At 64.2% G+C, this 24182-nt stretch carries 25 protein-coding genes; 20 read left to right on the top strand and 5 right to left on the bottom strand.

Translation table 11 applies throughout. The annotated features are described in order from the left end of the window. Positions 1–37: 37 nt before the first annotated feature. From ACYQ0Z_RS11995 to ACYQ0Z_RS11985, 3 genes are all read left to right on the top strand, one after another. Positions 38–334: a methylated-DNA--[protein]-cysteine S-methyltransferase gene (locus ACYQ0Z_RS11995; protein WP_459868572.1), complete on the top strand. Its 297-nt coding sequence runs from the start codon at positions 38–40 to the stop codon at positions 332–334. Positions 335–490: 156 nt separating this feature from the next. Next, the gene (locus ACYQ0Z_RS11990) at positions 491–925 is read left to right on the top strand and encodes an Hsp20/alpha crystallin family protein (protein WP_459868569.1); all 435 of its coding nucleotides are present in this window, start codon (positions 491–493) and stop codon (positions 923–925) included. 139 nt (positions 926–1064) lie between these two features. Beyond that, a complete protein-coding gene (locus tag ACYQ0Z_RS11985) occupies positions 1065–2048 on the top strand; it encodes an amidase domain-containing protein (protein WP_459868566.1) in 984 nt (327 codons plus the stop codon). Positions 2049–2159: 111 nt separating this feature from the next. Here ACYQ0Z_RS11985 and ACYQ0Z_RS11980 read toward each other — a convergent pair whose 3' ends face one another. From ACYQ0Z_RS11980 to ACYQ0Z_RS11965, 4 genes are read right to left on the bottom strand one after another with little or no spacing between them, the layout of a single operon-like run. Then, positions 2160–2819 (bottom strand): hypothetical protein, encoded by a 660-nt coding sequence (locus tag ACYQ0Z_RS11980; RefSeq protein WP_459868563.1) that lies wholly within the window; start codon positions 2817–2819, stop codon positions 2160–2162. Then, complete coding sequence (locus ACYQ0Z_RS11975; RefSeq protein ID WP_459868560.1) at positions 2816–3880, bottom strand: hypothetical protein; 1065 nt, start codon at positions 3878–3880, stop codon at positions 2816–2818. Before ACYQ0Z_RS11975 ends, ACYQ0Z_RS11980 begins: the two co-directional genes overlap by 4 nt. Positions 3881–3913: 33 nt before the next feature. Further along, positions 3914–4345, bottom strand: coding sequence for an anti-sigma factor family protein (locus tag ACYQ0Z_RS11970; protein ID WP_459868557.1), 432 nt, complete (start codon positions 4343–4345; stop codon positions 3914–3916). Continuing rightward, positions 4339–4878, bottom strand: coding sequence for an RNA polymerase sigma factor (locus ACYQ0Z_RS11965; RefSeq protein WP_459868945.1), 540 nt, complete (start codon positions 4876–4878; stop codon positions 4339–4341). Before ACYQ0Z_RS11965 ends, ACYQ0Z_RS11970 begins: the two co-directional genes overlap by 7 nt. Before the next feature lie 404 nt (positions 4879–5282). Here ACYQ0Z_RS11965 and trmL point away from each other — a divergent pair, with 404 nt between their 5' ends. Next, positions 5283–5747 carry a tRNA (uridine(34)/cytosine(34)/5-carboxymethylaminomethyluridine(34)-2'-O)-methyltransferase TrmL gene (trmL, locus tag ACYQ0Z_RS11960; protein ID WP_459868554.1) on the top strand — a complete coding sequence of 155 codons (465 nt, stop codon included), beginning with the start codon at positions 5283–5285 and terminating at the stop codon, positions 5745–5747. Positions 5748–5828: 81 nt separating this feature from the next. Then, entirely contained in the window at positions 5829–6671 is an 843-nt protein-coding gene (locus tag ACYQ0Z_RS11955; protein ID WP_459868551.1) for an MTAP family purine nucleoside phosphorylase, read from the top strand. A 226-nt stretch (positions 6672–6897) separates the two neighbouring features. On the opposite strand, the gene ACYQ0Z_RS11950 is transcribed toward ACYQ0Z_RS11955, so the two are convergent. Beyond that, the gene (locus tag ACYQ0Z_RS11950) at positions 6898–7491 is read right to left on the bottom strand and encodes a DedA family protein (protein WP_459868548.1); all 594 of its coding nucleotides are present in this window, start codon (positions 7489–7491) and stop codon (positions 6898–6900) included. A 301-nt stretch (positions 7492–7792) separates the two neighbouring features. Here ACYQ0Z_RS11950 and ACYQ0Z_RS11945 point away from each other — a divergent pair, with 301 nt between their 5' ends. From ACYQ0Z_RS11945 to ACYQ0Z_RS11875, 15 genes are all read left to right on the top strand, one after another. After that, positions 7793–8482 carry a GntR family transcriptional regulator gene (locus ACYQ0Z_RS11945; RefSeq protein ID WP_459868545.1) on the top strand — a complete coding sequence of 230 codons (690 nt, stop codon included), beginning with the start codon at positions 7793–7795 and terminating at the stop codon, positions 8480–8482. A gap of 83 nt (positions 8483–8565) precedes the next feature. Continuing rightward, positions 8566–9462, top strand: coding sequence for a 2,4-dihydroxyhept-2-ene-1,7-dioic acid aldolase (gene hpaI, locus ACYQ0Z_RS11940; RefSeq protein ID WP_459868542.1), 897 nt, complete (start codon positions 8566–8568; stop codon positions 9460–9462). Positions 9463–9519: 57 nt separating this feature from the next. After that, on the top strand, positions 9520–10287 hold the full coding sequence (locus ACYQ0Z_RS11935; protein ID WP_459868539.1) for a fumarylacetoacetate hydrolase family protein: 768 nt from the start codon (positions 9520–9522) through the stop codon (positions 10285–10287). After that, positions 10284–11780: a 5-carboxymethyl-2-hydroxymuconate semialdehyde dehydrogenase gene (gene hpaE / locus ACYQ0Z_RS11930; RefSeq protein WP_459868536.1), complete on the top strand. Its 1497-nt coding sequence runs from the start codon at positions 10284–10286 to the stop codon at positions 11778–11780. Before ACYQ0Z_RS11935 ends, hpaE begins: the two co-directional genes overlap by 4 nt. Positions 11781–11794: 14 nt before the next feature. Then, a complete protein-coding gene (gene hpaB, locus ACYQ0Z_RS11925) occupies positions 11795–13270 on the top strand; it encodes a 4-hydroxyphenylacetate 3-monooxygenase, oxygenase component (RefSeq protein WP_459868533.1) in 1476 nt (491 codons plus the stop codon). Positions 13271–13340: 70 nt separating this feature from the next. Continuing rightward, complete coding sequence (hpaD, locus tag ACYQ0Z_RS11920) at positions 13341–14333, top strand: 3,4-dihydroxyphenylacetate 2,3-dioxygenase (RefSeq protein WP_459868530.1); 993 nt, start codon at positions 13341–13343, stop codon at positions 14331–14333. Beyond that, positions 14312–15547, top strand: a complete 1236-nt coding sequence (locus ACYQ0Z_RS11915) for an ABC transporter substrate-binding protein (RefSeq protein WP_459868527.1) — start codon at positions 14312–14314, stop codon at positions 15545–15547. The genes hpaD and ACYQ0Z_RS11915 overlap by 22 nt, the downstream gene beginning before the upstream one ends. A gap of 68 nt (positions 15548–15615) precedes the next feature. After that, positions 15616–16497 (top strand): branched-chain amino acid ABC transporter permease, encoded by an 882-nt coding sequence (locus ACYQ0Z_RS11910; RefSeq protein WP_459868524.1) that lies wholly within the window; start codon positions 15616–15618, stop codon positions 16495–16497. A gap of 32 nt (positions 16498–16529) precedes the next feature. Continuing rightward, entirely contained in the window at positions 16530–17519 is a 990-nt protein-coding gene (locus tag ACYQ0Z_RS11905; RefSeq protein ID WP_459868521.1) for a branched-chain amino acid ABC transporter permease, read from the top strand. Next, on the top strand, positions 17503–18270 hold the full coding sequence (locus ACYQ0Z_RS11900; RefSeq protein WP_459868518.1) for an ABC transporter ATP-binding protein: 768 nt from the start codon (positions 17503–17505) through the stop codon (positions 18268–18270). The genes ACYQ0Z_RS11905 and ACYQ0Z_RS11900 overlap by 17 nt, the downstream gene beginning before the upstream one ends. A 1-nt stretch (position 18271) precedes the next feature. Continuing rightward, positions 18272–19018 (top strand): ABC transporter ATP-binding protein, encoded by a 747-nt coding sequence (locus ACYQ0Z_RS11895; RefSeq protein ID WP_459868515.1) that lies wholly within the window; start codon positions 18272–18274, stop codon positions 19016–19018. A gap of 185 nt (positions 19019–19203) precedes the next feature. Continuing rightward, entirely contained in the window at positions 19204–21138 is a 1935-nt protein-coding gene (locus tag ACYQ0Z_RS11890) for a DUF4350 domain-containing protein (protein ID WP_459868512.1), read from the top strand. After that, positions 21135–22061 carry an ABC transporter ATP-binding protein gene (locus ACYQ0Z_RS11885; RefSeq protein ID WP_459868509.1) on the top strand — a complete coding sequence of 309 codons (927 nt, stop codon included), beginning with the start codon at positions 21135–21137 and terminating at the stop codon, positions 22059–22061. Before ACYQ0Z_RS11890 ends, ACYQ0Z_RS11885 begins: the two co-directional genes overlap by 4 nt. Continuing rightward, entirely contained in the window at positions 22058–22888 is an 831-nt protein-coding gene (locus ACYQ0Z_RS11880; RefSeq protein ID WP_459868506.1) for an ABC transporter permease, read from the top strand. Before ACYQ0Z_RS11885 ends, ACYQ0Z_RS11880 begins: the two co-directional genes overlap by 4 nt. A gap of 169 nt (positions 22889–23057) precedes the next feature. Beyond that, positions 23058–23729 carry a hypothetical protein gene (locus tag ACYQ0Z_RS11875; protein ID WP_459868503.1) on the top strand — a complete coding sequence of 224 codons (672 nt, stop codon included), beginning with the start codon at positions 23058–23060 and terminating at the stop codon, positions 23727–23729. Positions 23730–24182: the final 453 nt, after the last annotated feature.

The following is a 24182-nucleotide window of genomic DNA, read 5'->3' as shown; positions in this document are numbered from 1 at the left end:
CAAACCATGTTGCCCTGGGAAGCGGCAAGCGTTTGATGTGCCTCTCGTGCTGCACGGGACCACCTTTCAGCAGCGGGTGTGGCGTGAGCTGATGCGCATTCCGTACGGCCATGTCGTATCCTATCGTGAGGTCGCCTGCCGCCTGGGTCACCCGCGGGCGGTGCGGACGGTCGGCCAAGCGGTGGGTGCAAACCCGCTCACCATTTTCGTACCGTGCCACCGTGTGGTGGGGGCCGACGGGTCTCTGGTCGGCTATGCGTCGGGACTGGAGCGCAAGCAATGGCTCCTCGCGCGGGAAGGGGCATGGCCGCTCGGCGCGGCGGCGCGGGCCTGAGGAGGGACGCGCTGTCCGGTGTGGCCCTTGCCTGCCGCGTGATTTCCCTCCGGATGGGATCAAGGGTCTTCCGAAGGTGTATGGACGTGGGACGCGGTGCGAAAACTAGACGTTGGCACCGGTTGCCCCAACATCACCATGCGGAGGGATCAAGCCATGGCGTTGTTGCCGTACGAACCGTTTCGGCAGATTGATGATTGGCGGCGTGGACTGGTTCGCTTGTTTGACGAAGGGTTTTGGCGGGAAATGTTTACCTCCGTTGGGCCGCGCGTCGACGTTTACGAGACGGCGGACGCGGTGGTGGTCCAGTGTGAACTCCCTGGCCTGGCGCAGCAGGACGATGTCTCCATCACGGTGGACAACAACCAGCTGACCATCGCCGGAGTGATCCGGCGCCACACCGAAACGGCCGAGGACCGCAACCTGTACCGCCAAGAGCGGTTTTACGGCCGGTTCAGCCGTACCCTCCCCTTGCCCGCGCCGGTGCAGGAGGAAAATATCCGCGCCACGTACAAGAACGGCATTTTGGAGATTCGCCTGCCCAAAGCCAAAACCGACCGCGGCCGGCGCATCCCGATTGAGTTCCAATAACCGGTTGCGTCCGGCTTTCGAGAAACGCCCGCAGCGAACCGGGCGCTTCCGCTGCCACACGGTTCCGGCGCCTCTCCCCTCTGCATAGGCTGATCCCGAGGGTCGCTGAACAGAGCGCTTGGGAAAAGGGAGGGCCGTTATGAGGCGGTGGGCAGAGGCGTGGAATGCCTATGTGCAGGCGCGCGCGGCGGCGTGGCAGACGGGTTCGGGCGCCGCGCTTGAGCCGCTGTACGCGGATCCGATCGTGTGGCAGCGCGAGCAGGCGCGATGGGAGCGGATCGCCGCCCAGCGACGGGAGCGGGATTTGGCGCCGGTTGCCGGTGGGGAATGGCCGGTACAGGTGCGCGTGCACCCTGGAGCCGGGCAAACGGTGGCGGTGACGGCGCGCCTGCTTCGCCGGCTGGTGTGGCGGGCTGGGCGAGAGGAATGGGTCGAGGAGGGTGTGGAGGAACGAGCGGTACGCCTGGCCCGCCTGGGCAGGCGGTGGGTTGTGGTTCGCGATGAGGCGGTGGACATCGAGGGACGCGGAAGGCCTACGATGCGGGCAGGAGCCCCTCCCGCGCCCGGTGCGGTGCATGCCGTGGACGACAGTGCCATGGCGGCACCTGTGGCGCTGGTGCGCCGTTCCGTGCCCACGTACGACCGCGCGGCGGCCGTGGCCTACGCCGAGCGGTGGTGGAACGGCTACAACCCGCGCTTTCGCCGTTTTGCCGACGATTGCACCAATTTCATCTCCCAGTGCCTTCTGGCCGGCGGCGCGCCGATGCACGACACGGGAAACCGCGCCACCGGCTGGTGGTACCGCTGGACCGGCGCGCACCTGTGGAGTTACAGCTGGGCCGTGTCCCACAGCTTGCGCTGGTATTTGCCCATCGGCCACCGCGGCCTGCGCGGCATCGCCGTGGAGACGCCGCGGGAGCTTTTGCCCGGCGACGTCATCTGTTACGACTTCGAGGGCGACGGGCGCTGGAACCACACGACGATCGTCGTGGCCAAAGATAGGCAGGGGATGCCCCTCGTCAATGCCCACACGACGAACAGCCGCCGTCGCTACTGGGATTATCGCGATTCCTACGCCTGGACGCCCCAATGCCAATATGCCTTCTTTCGCATTTCCGTTTGACCCGTTGGGGTGACAACGGCGCGAGCCCCCGGAGCGGTCCATGCCGGCAGCCGGGGGCTCTTTTCGTGCCGGCGAGGGTTTCCCGCCTCACCGGCGATTTTTGGTTTCGTTCTAGGTGCCGAGGGGGGGATCCACTTCCACGTTCACCTGCTGTGGAACCACAACGGTCATGCGCAAAAAGGAAGCGCGATGGACAATCCCCTGTTTTTCCGGAGGCCTTCGGATGGTGACGTACATCGTGTCGCCAACGGTTCGGACGGAGACGATTTCCTCTGCACGCACGGGGGCGGTCGCTTCCTCCGGCAACGTCTGCGTGGTGCAGGTTCCGAAGAGGTGCAGCTCGTTCGTTTTGCCTTTTTCCAGGCGGATGGCATTGTGTTCGGGATTGAGCAGGACGATCCGGGAAACGCGAGCGGGAATGTCTTTCTGTAAGGGTGTGACGTCTCGGCTGACCTCCACCAGGGTGACGGCTTGCCGGATTTCCTCCAACAATCCCGTGGAGGCGAAAAGCAGCAGGAGCGTGCCCGCGAAACCGATGATCCCCACCAGGAACAAGCTGAAGAGATCGTAGCGGATCACGGGCTGCCCGTGTTTGGAAAGAAACAGATACCCCAGGATCTCCAGCCCGAGCAAGACGAAGATGAGGGGCCACCAGAGTTGGAAGACCCGCACGATATCCTTTTCCGCAACCTGCGCAAACAGGATGAGGATGCCCACGGCCACGAACGAAAGGCCCAGGGAAAGGGTGCCGACGCGCCATCGTTCCCTCATGATGGTTCCCCCTTTTTCTGGCGAGATCCAATGAGCAACCGGATGCCGCCTCCGATCAGGAGCAAGGCGACGACCGTGATTTGGAAATGGTGTTCAAACCAATACGTCAGGTGAAGATCGGGATACCACTGCTCCAGAACAGGCAAGGCCACGCGATCAAACAGGTAAAACAGGCCGAGGGCCAGCAGGGTGATGCCGACCCATTTCTGATGGTGGGCCAGAACGTTCACGACCGGTACATCGTCCAGCACTTGCCGGCGGTATTTGCTGATTTGCTGCAGTGCGTCGAAAAAGCTGAAGAACCAAAGCAAGGGAATGAGGAACAGAAAGAGCGAGATCCGCAACGTGTCCAACAGGTAGAGGGAGCCCAAAAACGCCGCCATCAGCTGCAATCCGCGCCGCTGCTGCCCCAGGTACATGTGTCCGGCACCGGGAAACACGGCCAATAACGTGGCCACCATCCCACTTTTCCGTCCCTCTTCGCGAAACGCTTCGAGTTCCTCGAAAATGCTTTTGTCCGCCAGTGCCTCCCCGCGGCTTTTTTGGTCCAACAGCCGGACAGCGTCAAACAATCCGAACAGCCAGATCACCGTAAGCAAACACAGAAGCGCAAGAAAAACCGGATTTTTCGTCACGAGGACGAGGAAAACCACCATGGTGATCAGCCCGAAAAAACTGCCGAGCAAGGTCAGGCCGCGGTTCATCAGTCCCATCTGAAGATGGCCGAGACCGGGTATCAATGACAGGAGAAGGACGGTGCTCCGCTCTTCCGCGTCGAAAGAGCCAGGCCCTTGCTGTGCGTGTCCGTGCGCCGACGGCAGGCGGGTGAGGAGCGTGATGATCATGTCCAGCAGGTTGACGGCATACAGGACGAAAGCGGCGAGAACCCCCAGGAAGAAAAATTGGCCCATGTTGGTGGCCACGGCCAGCAAAAGGCCCGCTCCCAGCACCCCGAAAAACCCGATCCCATACAGCACGGCCCGTGCCTTCCGGTTCAGATACGCGTGGCCCACGCCGGGGATAAAGGCGAGCAAAAAGGCGATGAGACCGTTTTTCTTCAAATCCGGTAACCTCCCTTTCCGTTCGTTGCGCCGTTAGTTCACGTCCTGCACGCGGGAGAATGTCTCGAGCAGCGAGACGATTTTCGCCATCAGGGTGTCGGTCAGGGAAACCCCCGTTTCCGTCGCCGTCCATTGGGCTAACTGGGCCGAACCGTCCAACAGGTCCTGAAACACGCCGGAAGCGAGCAAAAGGAGCGTGAGGGAAGCCGCAACGGTATACCGGATGAGAACGTGGTCCCAAAACCGCGATCGGCACGGTGCAATCCGCTGCATCACGCGTTGTGTCAGTTGGTGGGGTGCAGGCAATCCGGGAAGTTCCGCTTCCCATTCTTCTACGCTGCAGATGAACTGCTCCAGACACTGTTCGCAACTATACAGGTGCCGTTCCATTTCGTCCCGCCTTGCGTCAGAAAGCTCGCCATGGACATATTCCCTCCATGCTGCAGCGGAGAAGTGCGTTACCAAAACTCTTCCTCCTTCCAATGCCGGCGTATCCACTGTTTCGCCCTGTACAAACGGGCTTCCACGCTCTTGACGGCCAGTCCCGTCTCCTCGGCGATTTCCTTGTAGGATTTCTCCTGGAAGTAGTACGCCTTGATCACATCCCGGTACGCCGCGGGGAGTTCCTCGACCCGTTTGCGGACCAGAGAGGCCTGTTCCCGCGTGGCCACGTTTTCCCCCACGGCATCCCGGACGGGCTCTCTCCCTTCCCCGAAACCGTCACGACCTTCCGCCGCGAGCTGCTCTTCCTTCCCTCGTGATCGTTTTCGCTTGTAATCCAGCGCTTTGTTTACGGCGATGCGAGCCATCCATGTTTTCAGCCCCCTGCCCTCGTAACGGGAAAGGGAGAGGAAAATTTGGACAAACGCTTCCTGCAGCACATCTTCCGCATCCTCGGGATGGCGGAGGATGGCATACACGAGTCGGTACAGTTCATCTCGGTACCGGTTGATCAACAGAGCGTACTTCTCCCGGTCGCCGTTGAGGATTGCTTGGATGAGCCGGTCCTCGCAAATGTTCTCCTCCCCCCCTCTCCACTAACCATAGACGATGGCGAATGCTGCCATCCCTGCACCGAGGCGGAAGGTTGACGCGAAATTTTTGGCCGTATCTGGGCGAAGGGATGGCTATTTATGGACGGGCTCGAACCACAATGAGCAACGATATGGCTTGATCGAAAAAACGGTGAGCGTACGCGATGCAGCATTCCTTCGCCCCTCCGAACTGAGCATGGGGATGGGGCCGGGATCCCCCCTCGTTGCCGATGCAACCGAGGGGGTTCTTTCTTGTGCACCGGTGGCCGGGACGCGCACGGGGGAGGGGAGCATTGCCCCCTGCGGTGCCGTGCTATAATGAGCAGAGGGACGTGCAACGACACTTGCATCCGGTGGAGCGAAGGACCATGCCGTTTCACATCGTGCTTGTCGAACCGGAAATCCCGTACAACACCGGCAACATTGCGCGCACCTGTGCGGTGACCGGTGCCACGCTGCACCTCGTTAAGCCGCTCGGGTTCTCTCTCGACGACCGGTACCTCCGACGTGCGGGGCTGGATTACTGGTCGGAGGTGGACGTGCACGTGCACGAATCGTTTGCCGCCCTGCAGGCCCAGTACCCGGGCGGGCGTTATTTCTTTGCCACCACCCGCGCGCGTTGCTGGTACACCGATGTCCGGTACCAACCGGGCGATTTTCTTGTCTTCGGGAAGGAGACGGCTGGTTTGCCGCAGGAGCTGCTGGACGCGAATCCCGAGTGGTGCATCCGCATTCCGATGCGTCCCTCCTTGCGTTCTCTCAACCTGTCCAATGCGGCGGCCATCGTCTTGTATGAGGCCCTGCGACAAACGGGGTTTTCCGGGCTGGTGTGACGCATGGCACCTTACCGATGCGGGCGCGTCGGGTTGGGGCGGTGAACCGCACACCGATCGGGGCGAAAGGAGGAAACGGTTATGGCACAGACGATCCCGCAGGTCCGATTTGCCATTATCGGGGGTTCGAGCACCTTTTCCATCCGCTTTCCGGAGGATCTGGGACGGGCGGATGTGGAGGTGCTGGCGGACAATCTGGTGTTTGACACGCCCTACGGGGAAAGCCCGCCGTTCAAACACGTCCGCTACCGGGATAAGGAGTTTCTGACGTGCAAGATGCACGGCTGGCGCCCGCCCCACGTGACACGCGCCGCCGCGTCCCAGCAGGTGTTTTGGGTCTTCCAGCAGGCGGGGGTGAAAAAGATCTTCGCCGAAGGCGGCGTTGGCTCGATCAACCATCTGCTGGAGCTGCGCGATTTGGTCATCCCTCACGACTACATCGACCAGTCCATGCGCAAGGACGTGGGCTTGGGCGGGCCCTACTTGCTCATCATGCGCCAGCCCATTTGCCCGACGCAGGCCGATGCCCTGTACGAGGCGGCCAAGGCGCGGGTGGCCCCGCTCGGCCGGCACGTGTTCAAGCGGGGCGTCTACGTCAACACCGACGGGCGCCATTTTGAAAGCCCCGCCGAGATTCAGGCCTTCCGCATGTGGGGGGCGGACATCGTCGGGCAAAGCATCTGCCCGGAAGTGTACCTGGCGCGGGAGATCGGGGCGTGCTATGCGGGGCTGTACATGGTGGTCAATTACGCCGAGGGGATCATCAAGGACTGGGAACACCGCGACCTAGCCGACATCTTCTACAACGAGGCCCACACCATCGGGCATATTCTGCTGGATGCCCTCGAGCGCATTGACGCCGAGCAGACGGGCTGTTCCTGTCCCGATCTGCGCAAGCCTACGTTGTTGGCGGAGGCCAAGTGAAGCGCCCAACAAAAAAGCCTTGAACGGCTTGTCCGTTCAAGGCTTTCGTTTCTTTTGCGGGTTACAGCCCCCAGGTTTTGTCTTCGTTGTAGCCTGCCGTGAAAATGGCCCACAGGAAGAGCCCCAAGACGACGATCGGGATGAGCGTCTTCATGCCGCTGTCCTCCTTTCCGCGTGAATGGCCCTGGCACCGTTTGTTCCGTTCCCATTATACCATCGGTCCGCCTCAGTCCGTACGCCGGAAGCGGAACACGGTCCAGACCAGCACTCCGACGGCCAAGAGGGCCGCGAGCACCCATGTCGTCGAGCGGTGAATCATCTCCAGCACCGCTTGCCAGTGATGGCCCAGCCAGCGTCCCAGCGTGACAAAAGTAAAGGCCCACAGAAAGGCTCCTGCATACGCGTAGAGGGCGAAGACACCGAACGGCAGGCGAGACAATCCGGCGGTGTACCCCAGTACCTGGCGGATACCGGGCAGGAAGTAGCCCAGGGGAAGCAGGAACTTGCCGAGCCGGTCAAACCAGCGTTCGGCATGGGCCAGCCGCTGCCGTGTCAGGCCGAGCTTGGCCCCAAAACGATCCAAGATGGCATATCCGGCGTAGCGGCCCAAGGTGTAGGTCAACGTCATGCCGGTGACGGTGCCCAAGAAGGCGGCAAAAACGGCCGGCCAATAGGCCAGATGGCCCTGGGAGACGAGAAATCCGGCAAAGGTGATCAGGGTTTCATCCGGCGCAGGCAGGGCAATCAGGCTGAGGGCGAGGACGAGAAACAGGGCAAGGTAACCGTAATGGCTGACCAATTCCAAGACGTTTTCCAGCATGGCCGTGCCTCGCTGTTTTTAGAATGCAGAAAAAAGCCCAACGTCATCATAGCGAAAAGTTGGACAGAAGAAAAGCCGACGGCACGAAGGGGTTCTGCATGTGGAGGAATCGCTTTGTAGACAACCCGTACGCGCACATCGGTGGTGCGGCGACGGTGTGCAGACCCTCGACGAGGATGGGGCGGACACGGACGGCGGACGCCGGCGGTGACGGGCACGTCACCACCGGAGGAGAAAAACCTATACGATTCCATATACGAATCTGGTTGACATCCTATATGAGGCCGTATATGATAAAGACATGAACGCCCAACACCCTCACTCGCACGGAAAACGCAGCAAAACCGATGCCGTATACGAAGCGTTGCGCCAGCGTATTCTGGAGCGCTCCTACGCGCCCGGTGAGCGGCTCGTCATCGACAAGATCGCCAAGGAGTTCGGTGTGAGTCCGATTCCCGTGCGCGAGGCGATTCGCCAGCTGGAGGCGGACGGCCTGATCCAGTACACGCCGAACGTTGGCGCCGTCGTGACGACGATCCGCCAGCGGGAGTACATCGAGGCCCTCACGTTGCTCGCTGTGCTGGAAGGGTATGCCACGGCTTGCGGCGTCGGGCGGTTTGCGCCGGAGGATTTTGCTCAAATGGAAGCGCTCAACGCGGCGATGGAAGAGGCGCTGGAGGCCCACGAGTATGTCCGGTTTAGCCAGCTCAACCGCCAGTTCCACGCCCTGCTGTGCCGGCACTGCGACAACGAGACCCTCCTCGACCGGATCGCGCGCGAACAGCAGCGCATCGACGCGTTCCGTCCCGTTGGATTGCCCTTTGTGGCCGGCCGCGGCTTGCGCTCGGTGGAGGAGCACCGGGCCATCGTCCGCGCCCTGGCGGAGGGACGCGACGCCGTGACGGTGGAGATGCTGGTCCGGCAGCACAAGTTGAACACCATCGAGGCCTTTCGCCGGTTGATGGAGCAGGCGGCGTTGGAACTGCGGTGAGGGCTTTTCCTTTCCGTTAAATAGTAAGAACATTTGGTCAAGAGAGAAAAATACTTCGATATAGGCAGAGGGAGGCATGGTCTATGCGTGTTGATGTCGAGCGCCTGCGCGGCTCCATCGTGCCGCTGGTGACACCCTTTGATGAACAGGGCAACATCGACGAGCCGACGTTGCGCGACCTGATCGAGTGGCAGATCGAAAGCGGAAGCCACGGCATCTCCGTTTCGGGGACGACCGGCGAGCCTGGATCGCTGTCGGTAGAGGAGCGCGAGTATCTGATTGAGGTGGCGGTGAAGGCGGCGCGCGGCCGCGTGCCGGTGGTCGTCGGGACGGGCTCCACCAACCACCAGGAGACCCTGCGCCTGACCCGTTTCGCCGAGAAGGTGGGCGCCGACGCTGCCCTCGTCATCGTTCCGTACTACATGCGGCCGAACCAGGAGGGACTGTACCGCCACTTTCGCGCCGTGGCCGAGGCGGTGTCGATTCCGATCATCATCTACAACATTCCCGGCCGCACGGCGGTCAACCTGAGCGTGTCGACGATGGCCCGCCTGCGACGGGAGTGCCCGAACATCATCGGGGTAAAGGAGGCGAACAAGGACTTCGAGCACGTCAATCTCGTGCTGCGCCACTGCGGTCGCGACTTCCTGCTCTACTCGGGCATCGAGATGCTCTGCTTCCCGATGCTGGCCATCGGCGGAGCGGGGTACATCAGCGCCACGGCCAACGTGTTGCCCAGGGAGTGTGCCGAACTGTACAACCTCGTGGCCCGCGGCGAGTGGAAAAAGGCACAGGACTTGCACTTCTACCTGCTCGATTTGAACGAGGCGCTTTTCTGGGAGACCAACCCGGGGCCGGTGAAAGCGGCGCTGGCGATGATGGGCAAGATCAAGCCGGTGATGCGCCTGCCGATGGCCCTGCCGAGCGAGGAGACGCAGCAGAGGTTGCGCGGCGTTCTGGAGCGATACGGAATCGTGTGAGGCGGCTATGGGCAGAGCGGCGACAAACGCACCACGCGAACGAAAGGGGCGAACGCATTGAAGCTGGCGCGCTTTTACAAGGACGGGCGCATCCATGTGGCCGAGGTGACGGCGGGGGGCTTGCGCGACGAAGCCGGCGCCCTCCACGCTGAAGAGACGATCGACACGTTCCTGCCGCCCGTTGTTCCGGGGAAGATCGTCGGCCTGGCCCTCAATTACGCCGATCATGCCGCGGAGCTGGGCCTGGCTTTTCCCCAGGAACCGGTCCTCTTCCTCAAGCCGGCAAGCAGCCTGATCGGCCACAAGGCGCCGGTGGTGTACCCCGACGGGGCCACCTACATGCACTACGAGAACGAGCTGGCTGTCGTGATTGGCCGCACCGGGCGGAAGATCCGGCGCGCCGAGGCCTTTGACTACGTTCTGGGCTACACCATCGCCAACGACGTGACGGTGCGCGACTTCGTCAACAACTTCTACCGTCCGCCGGTGCGGGCCAAGGGGCATGACACCTTCGGGCCCCTCGGGCCGTACCTCGTGACGAAGGACGAAATTGACGACCCCCACGCGCTCGCTGTGCGCACCTACGTCAACGGCGAGCTGCGGCAGGAAGGGAATACGCGGGATTTTCTGTTCAAAATAGACGAAATCATTGAATTTGTCAGTTCATTCATGACCCTCGAGCCGTACGACGTCATCCTTACCGGGACGCCGAAGGGCATCTCGCCAGTGGGGCCGGGCGACATCATGCGCCTGGAGATCGAAGGCCTGGGCGTCCTGGAAAACCCCATTGTCGATGGGCGAACGCAAGGAGGTCCTGACCGATGAGCGCAAACGGACGGGTAGAAGCGAAACCGGCGCTGCACTACATCGACGGCCGGTTTTGTGAAGGGGCGGAAGGGCGGCGTTTTGCCAACCTCAGCCCCTTTACCGGCGACGTGCTGAACGAGGTGGCCGAGGGAACGGCCGAGGACATCGACCGCGCGGTGCGGGCGGCGCGACGGGCCTTTGACGAGGGGCCATGGCGGACCTTCACGGTGGAGGAACGGCTCTCCTACGTCGAGCGGATCGCCGACGGCATTGCCTCGCGCGCCGAGGAGCTGGCCCGCCTGGAGTCCCTCGACACCGGGCTGCCCATCAGCCAGACGAAAAAGCAGGCCGCCCGCGCGGCGGACAACTTTCGCTTCTTTGCCGAGATGGTGCGCACGTCCCTCACCGGTGAGGCGTATCCCTTCCAAAACCGGTTTCTCAATTACACCGTGCGTCGCCCTGTCGGCGTGGCTGGCCTCATCACGCCGTGGAACGCGCCGCTCATGCTGGCGACGTGGAAGATCGCCCCGGCCCTGGCCTGCGGCAACACCGTGGTGCTGAAGCCGGCGGAATGGTCGCCCCTGACGGCGGTGAAGCTGGCCGAGATCATCGACGAGGCCGGGCTGCCGCCCGGGGTGTTCAACCTCGTGCACGGTTTTGGCGAGACGGCCGGCGCGGCGCTCGTGGCCCACCCGGATGTTCAGCTCATTTCCTTCACCGGCGAGACGACGACGGGCAAGACGATCATGCAGAACGGGGCGGCGACGCTGAAACGCGTGTCCATGGAACTCGGCGGCAAATCGCCGGTCCTGCTGTTTGCCGACGCTGACGTTGAGCGCGCCCTGGACGCCACAGTGTTCGGCATCTTCTCCTTCAACGGCGAGCGCTGCACGGCGGGGTCCCGGCTTCTTGTCGAAAAGCCTTTGTATGAGGAGGTGGTGGCGCGGCTGAAGGAGCGCGTGGGACGCATCCGTTTAGGCGATCCTCTCGATCCCCGCACCGAGGTCGGGCCGCTGATCCACCCGGATCATCGTAAGCGTGTGCTCGGGTACATCCGCCTGGCGAAGGAGGAGGGGGCCGAGGTTGTCTCTGGTGCCGTGCCCGACCACCTCTCCGGCGGAAATTTTGTGGCCCCGACGCTGCTGCTCCGCGTGACACCCCACATGCGCGCATGGCAGGAGGAGATCTTTGGCCCCGTCTTGGCGGTGATGCCTTTTGCCGATGAGGAGGAGGCGATTCGCCTTGCCAACGGTGTGCGCTACGGGCTGGCCGCCTACGTGTGGACGAACGACCTGGCGCGAGCCCACCGCGTGTCGCAGGCCCTGGAAGCGGGGATGGTGTGGGTCAATTCCCATAACGTGCGCGACCTGCGCATTCCCTTCGGCGGGATGAAGGAAAGCGGCATCGGACGCGAGGGTGGCCATTACAGTTTTGAGTTTTACACCGAGACCCAAGTCATTCATGTGGCCTACGGGCACCATCCCATTCCCACGTTTGGGAAGAGCGAGTGAACGGAGGGATGAGCATGGCCATTCGCACGGGTGCGCAGTACATTGCGGCGATCGACCGGATGAAGGTGGACATCTGGGTCGAAGGGAAGCGGGTGGAGGGAAAGATCTCCGAACACCCGGCCTTTCGCAACGTCATCCGCACGCAGGCCAAGCTGTACGACATGCAGCACGACCCGGCCAAGCCGTACATGACGTACCGCTCGCCGAGTAGCGGCGAACGCGTAAGCGCTTCCTTCCTGGCCCCGAAAACGAAAGAAGACCTCGAACAGCGGCGGCGCCTAACGTACGAGTGGGCCAAGTACACCTGCGGCATGATGGGGCGCACCCCCGACTACCTCAACGCCGCGCTGATGGCCTTTGCGTCGGCGGCCGACTACTTCGGCCAGAAGGAGCGCCGCTTTGCCGACAACGTCCGCGCCTACTACGAGTACTGCCGCGAAAATGACCTCTGCCTGACCCACACCCTGATCCACCCGCAGGTGAATCGATCCAAAAGCGCCGCGCAGCAGGCCGATCCGTACATCGCCGCGCGCATCGTGAAGAAAACCGCCGACGGCATCGTCATCCGCGGCGCGCGCCTCCTCGCCACCCAGGCGGGGATTACCGACGAGATCCTCGTCTTCCCCTCAACGCTCCTCAAGTCATCGGAAGAAGACCGGCCCTACGTCTTTGCCTTTGCCATTCCCAACGACACCCCCGGCCTGAAGTTCCTGTGCCGGGAGAGCCTCGATTACGGGAAGAGCTCCTTCGACCATCCCCTCGGCTCGCGGTTTGAAGAGATGGACGCTGTCGTCGTTTTTGAGGATGTTCTTGTGCCGTGGGAGCGCGTCTTTGCCCTCGAGGACATTGAGGTGTGCAACCACGCCTACCGCGAGACGAATGCCGTGGTGCACATGACGCACCAGGTGGTCACCAAGAACGTGGCGAAGACGGAGTTTCTCCTCGGCGTGCTCACGCATATGGCGGAGACGATCGCCGTCGATCGGTATTCGCACGTTCGCGAGCGGATCGCCGAGGTGATCATTGCCCTTGAGACGCTGAAGGCCTTCCTCGTGGCCAGCGAGGCCGAGGCAAAGGTGGACCGCTGGGGGAACCTGACGCCCAACTTTGCCCCGCTGAACGCCGCGCGCAACTGGTACCCGCGTCTCTACGGGCGGCTGATGGAAACCTTCCACCAGCTTGGGGCCAGCGGGCTGATTGCCATTCCCACCGAGGCCGACTTCCGGAACCCGCAGGTGCGGCCCCACCTTGACAAGTACCTGCAAAGCGCCAACGCCGATGCTTACGAGCGCGTGCAGCTGTTCCGCCTGGCGTGGGACATCTGCATGAGCGGTTTCGGCATGCGCCAGGTGCTGTATGAACGGTTCTTCTTCGGTGACCCCGTGCGCATGGCGGAAGCGCTCTACCTCGGCTACGACAAGCAGGTGTACGTTGACCGGGTGAAGGAGTTCCTGGCCCGCCTGCGCGAGGACGAGGAGGTGCGCGCCTGAACGGCGGACGCGCGGCAAAAGTTTATGGAATAGAATGAAAAATTCATGTATTCAGGGGAGGGACCGGGCTATGGTGGACATCGTCCGTTTGCATCACGTGGAGCTGTGCGTCACCGATTTGGAGCGGTCCAAGGCGTTCTACGTCGACCTGCTCGGGTTGTACGTGACGGAAGAAACGAAGAACCAGGTGTTCCTGCGGGCCATCGAAGACGCCAACCACCACTGTCTTGTGCTGACCCAGTCCGATACCCCCAGCGTGGGCCACATCGCGTACCGCGTGGCGCGGGAGGAGGACCTCGACGCGCTGGCCCAAACCTTTGCCGCACAGGGACTGCCCATGCGATGGGTGGCTTCCGGCGAGGAGCGCGGCCAGGGGCGGGCCCTGCGCGTGCAGGACCCGGTCGGCCTACCGGTGGAGTTTTTCTGCGCCATGGACAAAGCGGAGCGGATGCTGCAGAAATTCCATCTCCACCGTGGGGCGCGACTGCAGCGCATCGACCATATCCACTGCTTCGTGTCCGATTTGTCCAAGGCCTATGACTGGTACACCAAGACCCTCGGCTTCCGCTGTTCCGAGGCGACGGTGACACCGGACGATCCGCCGAAACTGTGGGCGGCGTGGCTGTTTCGCAAGCCCAACGTCCACGATGTGGCCCTGACGCACCGCGACGGGCCGCGTTTCCACCACGTTGCCTTCTGGGTGCCCGATCCCAAGGTAATCCTCGATTTTTGCGACATCCTCGGCGCCACCGGCCACGCTTCGCGCATTGAACGGTACCCCGGCCGGCATGGCCTGTCCAATGCCTTTTTCCTGTACCTGCGGGATCCCGACGGCATCCGCGTCGAGCTGTACACCGGCGACTACTTCACCGGCGACCCCGACTGGGAGCCGGTGGTGTGGCGGAGCGATGACCCGCAGCGGGCCACGTTCTGGGGCGTCGCGTCGCCGCGGAGCTGGTTTGAGGAACTCGTGCCGGTCCGCCACGTGGTGACCGGCGAGCGGGTGGCCGTTCAGCCAAAACGGGAAGAAGGGGTGGCGCCATGGGCCGCTTGCGCGCGCTGATGTCCACCGGTTTGTGGACCCTCCTGCTCGCGGTCCTGGTCGCCGGGTGTGCGGCACCGGCGACGAACACGGGCGGCGGTTCCGGTGGGGAGACGGGCGACCCGGAGCCGGCGCAGGGTCCGCCGTCCGGTCCGGCGTCGGGGTCCATTCCCGTCGGCGTCATCGTGTCGGTGACGGGGGCGGCGTCAACGCTGGGCAAGCCGGAGCGGGATACGCTTCTCATGGTGGCCGAGGAGATCAACGCTGCCGGCGGCATCGGCGGGAAGAAGCTGGAGCTCTTCGTGTACGATGACGAGTCGGATCCGACCAAGGCGGTGCTGGCGCTCAAGAAACTGCTCAATGAACACAAGGTGGTCACCGTCATCGGCGGAACCACGAGCACCAGCAGCCTGGCGATGATTCCCGAGATCGAGCGGGCGCAAGTTCCCTTCCTTTCCCTCGCGTCGGATATGCGCATTGCCACGCCGGTGAAGAAGTGGGTTTTCAAGGTGGCGCAGGGGGACGACCTTGTCGTGCCCAAGCTGCTCGCGTACCTGCAAAAACGGGGGATCCGCAATGTGGCGTGGATGAACTCGGCCAACGATTATGGGGAGGGCGGAAAGCGCGAATTTGAGGCCCAGGCGAAGCGGTACGGGATCACGGCGGTGGGGTTTGCCACCTTCAAGGCCGACGACAAGAGCATGGTTCCGCAGCTGACCAACCTGCGGGCGAAAAGACCGGAAGCCCTCCTCGTGTACACCACTGTGCCTTCGGGGGCCATCGTGGCACAAAACGCGCGCCAGCTTGGCTATGACATCCCCATCCTCCAGTCCAACGGCATTGCCAACAAGGCCTTTATCGAGCAGGCCAAGGAGGCGGCGGAAGGGGTCATCTTCACTGCCGGCAAGCTCCTCGTCGCCGACCAGCTCCCCGACAGCGATCCGCAGAAGCCGATTCTCTTGGCCTACCGCCAGGCCTTTGAGGCCAAGTACAACGATCCCGCCAACACCTTTGGTGGTCACGCATGGGACGCCATCCAGATGCTCGTTGCCGCCCTCAAGGCCGGGGCGACGGAGCCGGCGGCGATCCGCGACTACCTTGAGCGGAATATTCAGCAGTTTGTCGGCGTGACCGGTGTGTTCACGTTCACGCCGGAGGACCACAACGGGCTGAAGGAAGACGCCCTGGTGCTCATCGAGGTCCGCAACGGTGCATGGAAGTTGTTGGAACCCTAAGCAGGGCGGCGAGCCTCCTGTGTGGCTCGTCGGCGTTTCGGCATGATGCGCTGAAAGGGGGGAAGGCGGTGGATGCGGGCACGATGGTGCTGCAGCTGATGTTATCCGGCTTGACCGTGGGAGCGATTTACGCGCTGGTTGCCGTCGGGTTTGTACTCATCTACAACGTAACCGGCGTCCTCAACTTCGCCCAAGGCGAGTTTGCCGCCGTGGGCGCCCTTACCGGGGCGTGGCTGTCGATGCGGGGACTGCCCCTGTGGGTGTGCGTGGTGCTGGCTGTGCTCGTGGCGGCCGCCGTGGCGGCGGGGGTGGAGCGGGCGGTGGTGCATCCCGCCCGCCAGAGCCGGCCGATGACGGTGATCATGCTGACGATCGGGGCGGGGATGGCGTTGCGTGGCGCGGCGCTGCTGGTCTTCGGCACCGATCCTCTCGCCATGCCTATGTTCACCGAAGGGGAGCCGATCTCCATCGGCGGGGCGACGATCCTGTGGCAGACTGTATGGGCGCTGGTGCTCTGCTTGCTCTTTTTTGCTGCCCTGGTTTTCTTCTTCGAGAAGACCTACACGGGGAAGGCCGTGCGGGCCAACGTCATGAACCGTTTCGCCGCGCGCCTGTACGGCATCCGCCCGACCACGCTGTCCTTCTGGGTCTTTGTCGTCGGCGGGGCCGTCAGCGGTCTGGCCGGCGTGGTGGTCGCGCCGATCACCGGGGCCACCTATGACATGGGGTTGATGTTGAGCATGAAAGGATTTGTCGCCGCGGTGATCGGCGGGCTGAACAACGCCGCGGCGGCCGTTGTTGGGGCCGTGTTGCTCGGCGTCGTTGAGTCACTGGCCACGGGGTTGTTGTCGTCCGGATACGGCGACGTGATCAGCTTTGCGCTTCTCCTTGCCATGCTGCTGGTACGGCCATCGGGCTTGTGGAGCCGGGCCGAGGGCAAGCGGGTGTGAGCCTCGATAGCGGAAAGGGGGCAACAATGGCCGTGCGTGTGAAAACCCGCCGGTACATAGGGATGATCGCCGTTTCCGTCGCGGCTTTGGCGCTCCTGGCGTGGGGGGCAAGCCCCTACTGGCTCAGCGTGCTCAACGTGATCGGCCTGTACACCGTGGTGGCCGTCGGCTTGTCCCTTTTGATGGGGTACGCCGGCCAGGTGTCGCTGGGCCACGCCGGGTTTTACGGCATGGGCGCCTATGTGGCGGCGGTGTTGTCAACCCGGTTGGGATGGAACGGGTGGCTGACGCTGCCGGCGGCCGTATTGCTGACGATGGCTGTGGCCTGGGTGGTGGGGCGGCCGGCAGTGCGTCTGCGCGAACACTACCTGGCCATGGCCACGCTGGGGCTGGGGATGGTGTTTCATATTGTCATGGTGGAATGGGAGGCGGTGACCGGCGGCTCGTCGGGGATTGTCGGCATTCCGGCGCTGGCCGTCGGTCCGTGGACCGTCGAGGGGGAACGGGCATGGCTGATCCTCACGTGGGGCGCGGCGGCGATGGCGCTGGCCATGGCTTACAGCCTGGTGACGTCCCCGATTGGCCGCGCGCTGCGGGCCATTGCCGGAAGCGAAGCGGCGGCGGAAGCGCTCGGCATTCCCGCGTCACGCTACAAGCTGGCCGTCTTTGTGCTCAACGCCGGTTTCGCCGGGCTGGCCGGGGCGCTGTATGCCTTTTACGTCACGTTTGTTAGCCCGTCGTCCTTCGGCGTAATGATGTCGATCCAGTTCGTGATGATGGTCGTTGTCGGCGGGGGGCACCGCCTGTGGGGAGCGCCGGCCGGGGCGGCGACCCTTGTGCTGCTCGGTGAAGGGGTGAAGGCGTACCTGCCGGCGCTGCTGCCCGGCGCGGGCGGGGAGGTGCAGCTTGTTTTCTATGGGCTTCTCCTGATTGCAATCCTGCTGCTGAAACCCGACGGCGTCCTCACCGGGTGGGCAACGTGGCGGCGCAAAAGGAGCGGGGAGCATGCCCGGGCTGCTTGAGGTGCGCCGGCTGACAAAGCGGTTTGGCGGGGTGCAGGCCGTGGTCGATGTCTCGTTTTCGGTCCCGCCTGGCATTCTCTACGCCGTCATCGGACCAAACGGCGCCGGCAAAACGACACTGTTCAACCTCGTGTCCGGGCATTTGGCCGCCGATTCCGGTGAGGTGCGGTTCAACGGGCAGTCCATTCGGGGATGGCCGGCCCACCGCATCGCCCGCGCCGGCCTTGCGCGCACGTTCCAGAACCTCGAACTGTTTCCCGGCATGACCGTCCTGGAGAACGTGATGGTCGGCTGCGACGCGCGTGTCCGCTGCGGGTGGCTGGACGCCTTGTTCGGTACCGGCCGCCGGCGCGCCGCCAATGCCACCTCGCGCGAAGAGGCGCGGCGGCTTCTTGCGCTTTTTTCCTTGGACGGCGTGGCCGACATTCCCGCGGGTTCGCTCGCATACGGGATGCAGCGGATGGTGGAGATCGTTCGCGCCTTCGCCCTGCGGCCGAAGCTGCTTCTCCTCGATGAACCGGCGGCGGGGCTGAACCCTACCGAGCGGCAGCAGCTGGCGGCGGTGCTTCGGCAGGCGCGGGCCCAAGGCGTCACGGTGCTCCTCGTCGAACACGACGTCGATCTGGTGATGACCGTGGCGGATCGCATCCTCGTGCTTGACCAGGGCCGGGTTCTCGCCGAAGGAACCCCGGAGGAGATCCAGACCCATCCCGCCGTGGTGGCGGCGTACCTGGGGGAAGAGGTGAGCTGACATGCTGGCGGCCATCGACTTGCGCGTGTATCGCGGTCCGGCACCGGTGCTGCACGGGGTTACCCTTCAGGTGGACGAAGGGGAAATCGTCGCCGTCGTCGGGCCCAATGGCGCGGGCAAGAGCACGCTGCTCGGCGCCCTGGCCGGCTGTTTTCCGCCCGCCGCCGGCCGCGTGATGTTCGCCGGTGAGGATGTAACGGGAACGGCTCCGGAGACGCTGGTGCGCCGCGGCCTGGTGCTGGTGCCGGAGCGACGGCAGGTGTTTCCCGGTCTTACCGTGCGGGACAACCTGTTACTCGGCGCCTACCATTGGTATCGCCGGAACAAGGGTGAGGCCGCGGCGTTGTTGGACGCCGTGCTGGCCGATTTTCCGCGCCTGCGTGAGCGCATCGGCCAGCTCGCCGGCAGCCTGAGCGGTGGCGAGCAGCAGATGCTGGCCATCGGGCGGGGGATCATGGCCCGGCCCCGGGTACTTCTCCTTGACGAGCCGTCCCTCGGATTGGCTCCGAAGGTGGTAACGGACCTCTTCTCCCGTTTTCGCCAACTGTGCACCCGATACGGGACGGCCATGATTCTCGTGGAGCAAAATGTCCGCGCCGCCTTCCGTGTGGCCGACCGTACCTACGTACTCGAGCGCGGCCGGGTGGTGCGGGAAGGCCCGGTCGAGGCGCTGCGCGAGGATCCCCATGTGGTGGGGGCGTACCTTGGGAAGCGCCTGCCCGCCGCGTTGAGGGCAGATGCGCGGTAGGCGGCAAAGCGGTGCGCCCGCTTTTTTTGTTTTCCGTGTCTTCCCGACGCTGCGTCTTCCCCGCACCCGTGGGTTGTCGAGAGATTTTTCTTGGCCTTTGTGGCGCGGTGGGTTACGCTAGAGAGAAAGATATGGTCACGTTGCCCTTTCGGCGAGGCGCCAAACGGGCAAGAGGAGGAGTGGATATGGCCGACGGATGGCGGGGATGGGTGCTGGGCATGGCGCTGCTGCTGGTATGGGGGAGCTCGGGGATGGTTGGCGTGAAAGAGGTTGCGGCGTCGGCGCTGGCCGACCTGCGCGCCGAGGTAGGTATTTCCGGCTCGTACCGGGAGAGCGCATGGACGCCGGTGCGCGTCACGATGCATGGTTCGCCGGGTTGGCGCGGGGAGGTGGTTCTCGAAAGCCTGGGCCCCAGCTCCTTGGTTGGGCAGCCGCGCGCGCCGGTGACGGTGAACGGTGCGGGCGTGGGAACGGTGACGCTGTACATGCCGGGCTGGTTGCTGCAGGGCGGCGTGACGGCGGTGTTGGTGACGGAGACGGGTGCGGTTGAAGCCCGTGCACACGTGACGGGCCAACCGGTGGGCCGGGAAACGGCGGTGGTGGCGGTGGTGGGGTCTGAGGCCCAGGCCGCGTCGTTCCGCGGCCTGGGCACGGATTCGCGCCGGGTTGTCGTGGCGACCCTCGACGCGGCCGCCCTTCCCGACAAGGCCATCGGTCTCGACGGGATCGACGTGCTGGTGGTGGCCGAGTCGGCCTCCTGGGCTCCGGCCCAGGTGGAGGCCGTGCGCCAGTGGGTGCGCGACGGGGGAACGCTGGTGCTCACCGGTCCGGCCCTCGCTTCCGGGACGGAGGGCCGGTTTACGGACATGTCGCCGCTGCGCGTAACCGGCGCGGCCGTCTTGACCGGCGCGCCGATGCTCGAGCGGGCCGGTGGCATTCCGCTGACCGCCAAGGGCCATATCGTCGTGGGGCGCGCCACCCTCGTTGCCGGGTCGGTACGCGTGGCGGAAGGTGAGCAGGTCCTGATTGCCGCGCGCGACTGGGGACGGGGCGAGGTGGTGGCGGTGGCCTTTGATCCTGGCGTGCCGCCCTTTGCCGGATGGGCGGGGCTGCCCCACCTGTGGCAGCGCGTGTTGGGGGCCGAGCTGCACCCGGTTGCGGACTTCGAGCAGGAAACGTTTGTGTTGTCCATGCTGCGGGAGGGGCTGAGCCGCGTGCCGGGCATGGTCCTTCCCGACGTCAAGACGCTGGCGGCGCTGTTTGCTCTGTACATTGTCGTGGTGGGACCGGTGCTTTACGGACTTACGGCGCGGCTGGACCGGCGCGAGTGGAATTGGCTTCTTGTCCCGGCCCTGAGCCTGGTGGTGGCGGTTGGCCTGTACGCGGTGGGCACGCGGGCATGGGGCGGACAGGTGACGGCGCACGAGCTGGCCGTGATCTCGTTGCGCGGCGACGGCACGGGAGAGGTGGCCGGGGGCATCGGCCTTTTTACCCCCCACGGCGGGACGTACCGGGTGGAACCCGCCGCGGCGGAGGCGGCTTGGCCCCTGGACGCACGCGACGGCGGTGTAGGCGGCGGGGGCGTTCCCCAAGTGCAGATGGGCGGCGAGAAGGTTTCCGTGACCTTTCCCGACGTGTCCTTTCGCGGGTTTCGCCCGTTATACGCCAGCGGTACGATGACCAACGTCGGGCGCATCTCGGCCGACCTCCGCGTCGCGGGCGCGCGACTGACGGGCACGGTGACGAACGGGACCCCGTTTGCGCTTCGTGAGGTCCGTCTCGTATACGGCCGCGCGGTGATCGCTCTCGGCGACCTGGAGCCGGGTGCGACCGCGGTGGTGACCGATTCTGTATCGGAAGCATCAGGCGCAGAAGACCTGACCCCCGACGCACTGGTGCCCGCGGAGGCCCAGACCGATCCCCGGCGGCGCGAGTGGTTTCTGGCGGAATCGGCGGTGGAATGGCGACGGATGGAGGGATCGGGAGGGCCCACGGTGTTCGCCTGGACTGATGCCGATGTGCTGGAGGTTGCCGTTAACGGCAAGCGTCCGCATACGCATCGCCTAGCCCTCGTGGTGCAGCCGCTCGATGAACGTGCCGGAAAGGGGGCACGGCCATGATCCGAACGGAGAACCTCACCAAGCGTTTTGGGCCGACCGTGGCGGTCAAGGAGCTTCACCTTTCCGTCCGCGAGGGCACGATTTTTGGCCTGGTCGGGCCCAACGGCGCGGGCAAGACGACGACGCTGGCCATGTTGGCGACGCTTCTGCGTCCGAGCGCGGGCCGGGCCATCGTTGGCGGCTACGACGTGGCGACCCAGCCGGATCGGGTGCGACGCATCGTGGGCTACAGCCCCGATCATTTTGGCTTTGCCGACGACCTGAAGGTAACGGAATACTTGGACTTCTACAGCGCGTGCTACGGGATGGGCCGCGCCGAGCGTGCTCGGCGCATTCCGGACGTGCTGGAGCGGGTCGGCCTGGCCGAGAAGGCGGATGCCTATGTGGATCGTCTGTCGCGGGGCATGAAGCAGCGCCTCGGGTTGGCGCGCTGCCTCCTGCACGACCCGGCGGTGCTGATCCTGGATGAGCCGGCGTCCGGTCTCGATCCGGGTACCCGTGTCCAATTTCGCGCGCTGCTGAAGTCCTTGCGCGACGAGGGCAAGACCATCCTGATCAGCTCACACATCCTGCTCGAGCTGGCCGACCTGTGCGACGAAGTCGGCATCATGGCTGGAGGGACGCTGGTGGCGGCGGGGAGCATTGCCGAAATGCTGGCGCGCGCGTCGGGAGAGCAGCGCCTGCACATTGAGCTGTTGGAAGGGGTCACAGAGGCGGCGGCGTGGCTGGCCGCGCGCGACGGCGTGAAGCGGGTGGAGCGGGAAGGCCGAACGCTGACGGTCGCCTTTGACGGCGACGAAGCCCATCAGGCTGCCCTGCTGCAGGCGATGGTGTCCGCCGGATTCCGCGTGCTGTGCTTTCAGCCGGCTGTGCGCACCCTGGAAGAGGTTTTTTTGTCCGTCACCGGGGAGGGAAAACGATGACCAAGCTGCGGGCGCGTTTCTTGCGGGCGGTGCTGGCCGTGGAGCTGCGCCGGCGCGTGCGGTCGCGCCGTTCGGCGTGGCTCCTCAGCGGATATCTTGCTGTCATGGGTGCAGTCATGTTGGGGTATCTCTACGTGTCCACCGGGCCCAACGTGGTTTCCGCCACCAGCCGCGAGCTCTTTTACTTGCTGTCGACGTTGCAGCTCGTGATGGTGCTCTTCCTCACGCCAGCGGTGGCGGCGGGCACGATCAGCGGCGAAAGGGAACGGCAGACGCTGCACGTGCTTCTGACAACCAATCTGACGGCGGCGGAGATCGTCGTCGGCAAGCTGGTTTCCTCGTTAAGCTTTCTCGTGCTGCTCGTAGTGGCGTCCCTCCCCCTGTACGCCATCGTCTTTGTGTACGGCGGCGTGTCGCCGGCGTTGTTGACGGCCGCCTTTGCCTTTTTCCTGTTCACCATGGCCGTCGTCGGCAGCTTCAGCGTGCTCGCCTCGGCCCTTTGCCGTCGCACCAGCGCGGCTATGGTGACGTCCTATGCCGCCGTGGGGGCGATGGTGATCGGCACCGCGCTTTTGGCCCAGTTTGTCCGCTTGTGGTGGGAGCGCTTCCACCCGTCGGCACCGCCGGCCGGTGGGTTCTGGGGCGACGGGATCCTGGCATTCAACCCTGTCTGGTCGCTGTGGTCGATGTTTAGTTTTCGCGAGGAGCCGGTCGGCGGTTTGCCTCTCCCACCGGTGGCCTTGTACGTGCTTGGCTATGGGGTGTTGGCCCTCGCCGCGCTGGCGACGGCCTCTATAGCCGTCGGGCGGGCGCGTGTGGAGGGCTGACCGCACCCTTCCCCGTCGGTGGTTCATCGGGTGAGATAAAACTGTCAGCGGGTGGACATGCTAAGAATCCCTTCTGTTGTTGTGATCGACCATGGAAACGCGCTCGGAACCTCTTGTGCCCAACCGGTATAGACTGCAGCGAGCCGACCAACACCTTGAGGTGGTGCGCATGAACCGGTCTGGAATGAGCATTCGCGGGCTGTGCGACAACTTCACGGCCCCTTACGCGCCCGGTCAGGTGCAGCGGCTTCTGGCCTTGTGCCGCCGGCATGCCGCGCTGAACGTGGAACGCCACCCTTCCGATGGGGACAGCAGCGTGATCGCCATCCACTCCAAATGCGGCGCGTTTACCCTTTTCGTGCCGGGGGAGGGTGGCCATCTGCGCGGCACCCTGTACGTTACCGCACCCACCGCGCGTGAGCTGGAGGGCGATCCGCTGTGGGACGTGTTCCACCGCTCGGTGCGGCTCTTGGCGTCAACCGGCACCTTGTGGCTGTATGAGGAAGGGGTCGCGCGGGTTTCCCGCTTCCGAAACGGCAAGATTGTGCCGACACCCTTGGAGGAAACGGTTTCGCGGGGCGACGCCGACGGATGGCGCCAGGGGCGTGCGGGCGTCGATGGCCCGCCTCTACCACCCCGTTCTCGCGACGGTTGTGTTGGGGAGACGATTTCCGGTGTGTCGATCACCGACGGAGAGCTGGAACGTTTCCTGTGGACCGTGTGCGTCAACCACCTTTTGGATTGCCTTGGTAAAGCGCTCAGGCGGGGCGATGCGGTGCAGAAGGAGGTGCTGCTGGGGGCGTTGCGCGACGCGTGGCGGGCGCGGTACGCGCAACGGTAACCGAAAGGCGGTCGGGTGTTTCCGTTTACGTGGCCGCACAGTGGCGATATGCCGGTGCTTGCGACGGGGCGCAGGCGCGGGCGTTTTTTTTTTTGCACGCGTGGCCTTGCTTGACGCCACGGGGCCATGCCAAACGGTGTTGCGGGTTGCGGTTCGGTACGCCGCTCCTGGAAAAAGGATCCGGTCAAACGAGGAGGAGCGGTGGGGCTTGTTCCGCGTACCTGAAACGGCCTTTGCCGACGCCTTTATGAACCCCGGGGGCATCCGTGCCGATCTCGACGCCGGTGAGGTGACGTGGGGTGAGCTGTACACACAAGACGTGCATGCTGCAGGTGTCCGGTCTGCGCTACACGTGGGATGCCACGCAGCTGTCGGGCTGTGCGAGGGCATCAACGGCGTGTATCGACCCGAGGACATCGACGCGTTGGTGGCGTACATCGAGCAGCTGCCCCA

The organism is Calditerricola yamamurae (assembly GCF_054654135.1).
This window is presented reverse-complemented; position numbering and strand designations above follow the sequence as displayed.

What these genes read in the sequence shown, in the direction of transcription:
- ACYQ0Z_RS11990 (WP_459868569.1), top strand. Translation starts at nt 491, where the DNA reads ATGGCGTTGTTGCCGTACGAACCGTTTCGGCAGATTGATGATTGGCGG.
- ACYQ0Z_RS11985 (WP_459868566.1), top strand. Translation starts at nt 1,065, where the DNA reads ATGAGGCGGTGGGCAGAGGCGTGGAATGCCTATGTGCAGGCGCGCGCG.
- ACYQ0Z_RS11980 (WP_459868563.1), bottom strand. Translation starts at nt 2,819, where the DNA reads ATGAGGGAACGATGGCGCGTCGGCACCCTTTCCCTGGGCCTTTCGTTC.
- trmL (WP_459868554.1), top strand. Translation starts at nt 5,283, where the DNA reads ATGCCGTTTCACATCGTGCTTGTCGAACCGGAAATCCCGTACAACACC.
- ACYQ0Z_RS11955 (WP_459868551.1), top strand. Translation starts at nt 5,829, where the DNA reads ATGGCACAGACGATCCCGCAGGTCCGATTTGCCATTATCGGGGGTTCG.
- ACYQ0Z_RS11950 (WP_459868548.1), bottom strand. Translation starts at nt 7,491, where the DNA reads ATGCTGGAAAACGTCTTGGAATTGGTCAGCCATTACGGTTACCTTGCC.
- ACYQ0Z_RS11945 (WP_459868545.1), top strand. Translation starts at nt 7,793, where the DNA reads ATGAACGCCCAACACCCTCACTCGCACGGAAAACGCAGCAAAACCGAT.
- hpaI (WP_459868542.1), top strand. Translation starts at nt 8,566, where the DNA reads ATGCGTGTTGATGTCGAGCGCCTGCGCGGCTCCATCGTGCCGCTGGTG.
- hpaE (WP_459868536.1), top strand. Translation starts at nt 10,284, where the DNA reads ATGAGCGCAAACGGACGGGTAGAAGCGAAACCGGCGCTGCACTACATC.
- hpaB (WP_459868533.1), top strand. Translation starts at nt 11,795, where the DNA reads ATGGCCATTCGCACGGGTGCGCAGTACATTGCGGCGATCGACCGGATG.
- hpaD (WP_459868530.1), top strand. Translation starts at nt 13,341, where the DNA reads ATGGTGGACATCGTCCGTTTGCATCACGTGGAGCTGTGCGTCACCGAT.
- ACYQ0Z_RS11915 (WP_459868527.1), top strand. Translation starts at nt 14,312, where the DNA reads ATGGGCCGCTTGCGCGCGCTGATGTCCACCGGTTTGTGGACCCTCCTG.
- ACYQ0Z_RS11900 (WP_459868518.1), top strand. Translation starts at nt 17,503, where the DNA reads ATGCCCGGGCTGCTTGAGGTGCGCCGGCTGACAAAGCGGTTTGGCGGG.
- ACYQ0Z_RS11895 (WP_459868515.1), top strand. Translation starts at nt 18,272, where the DNA reads ATGCTGGCGGCCATCGACTTGCGCGTGTATCGCGGTCCGGCACCGGTG.
- ACYQ0Z_RS11890 (WP_459868512.1), top strand. Translation starts at nt 19,204, where the DNA reads ATGGCCGACGGATGGCGGGGATGGGTGCTGGGCATGGCGCTGCTGCTG.
- ACYQ0Z_RS11885 (WP_459868509.1), top strand. Translation starts at nt 21,135, where the DNA reads ATGATCCGAACGGAGAACCTCACCAAGCGTTTTGGGCCGACCGTGGCG.
- ACYQ0Z_RS11880 (WP_459868506.1), top strand. Translation starts at nt 22,058, where the DNA reads ATGACCAAGCTGCGGGCGCGTTTCTTGCGGGCGGTGCTGGCCGTGGAG.
- ACYQ0Z_RS11875 (WP_459868503.1), top strand. Translation starts at nt 23,058, where the DNA reads ATGAACCGGTCTGGAATGAGCATTCGCGGGCTGTGCGACAACTTCACG.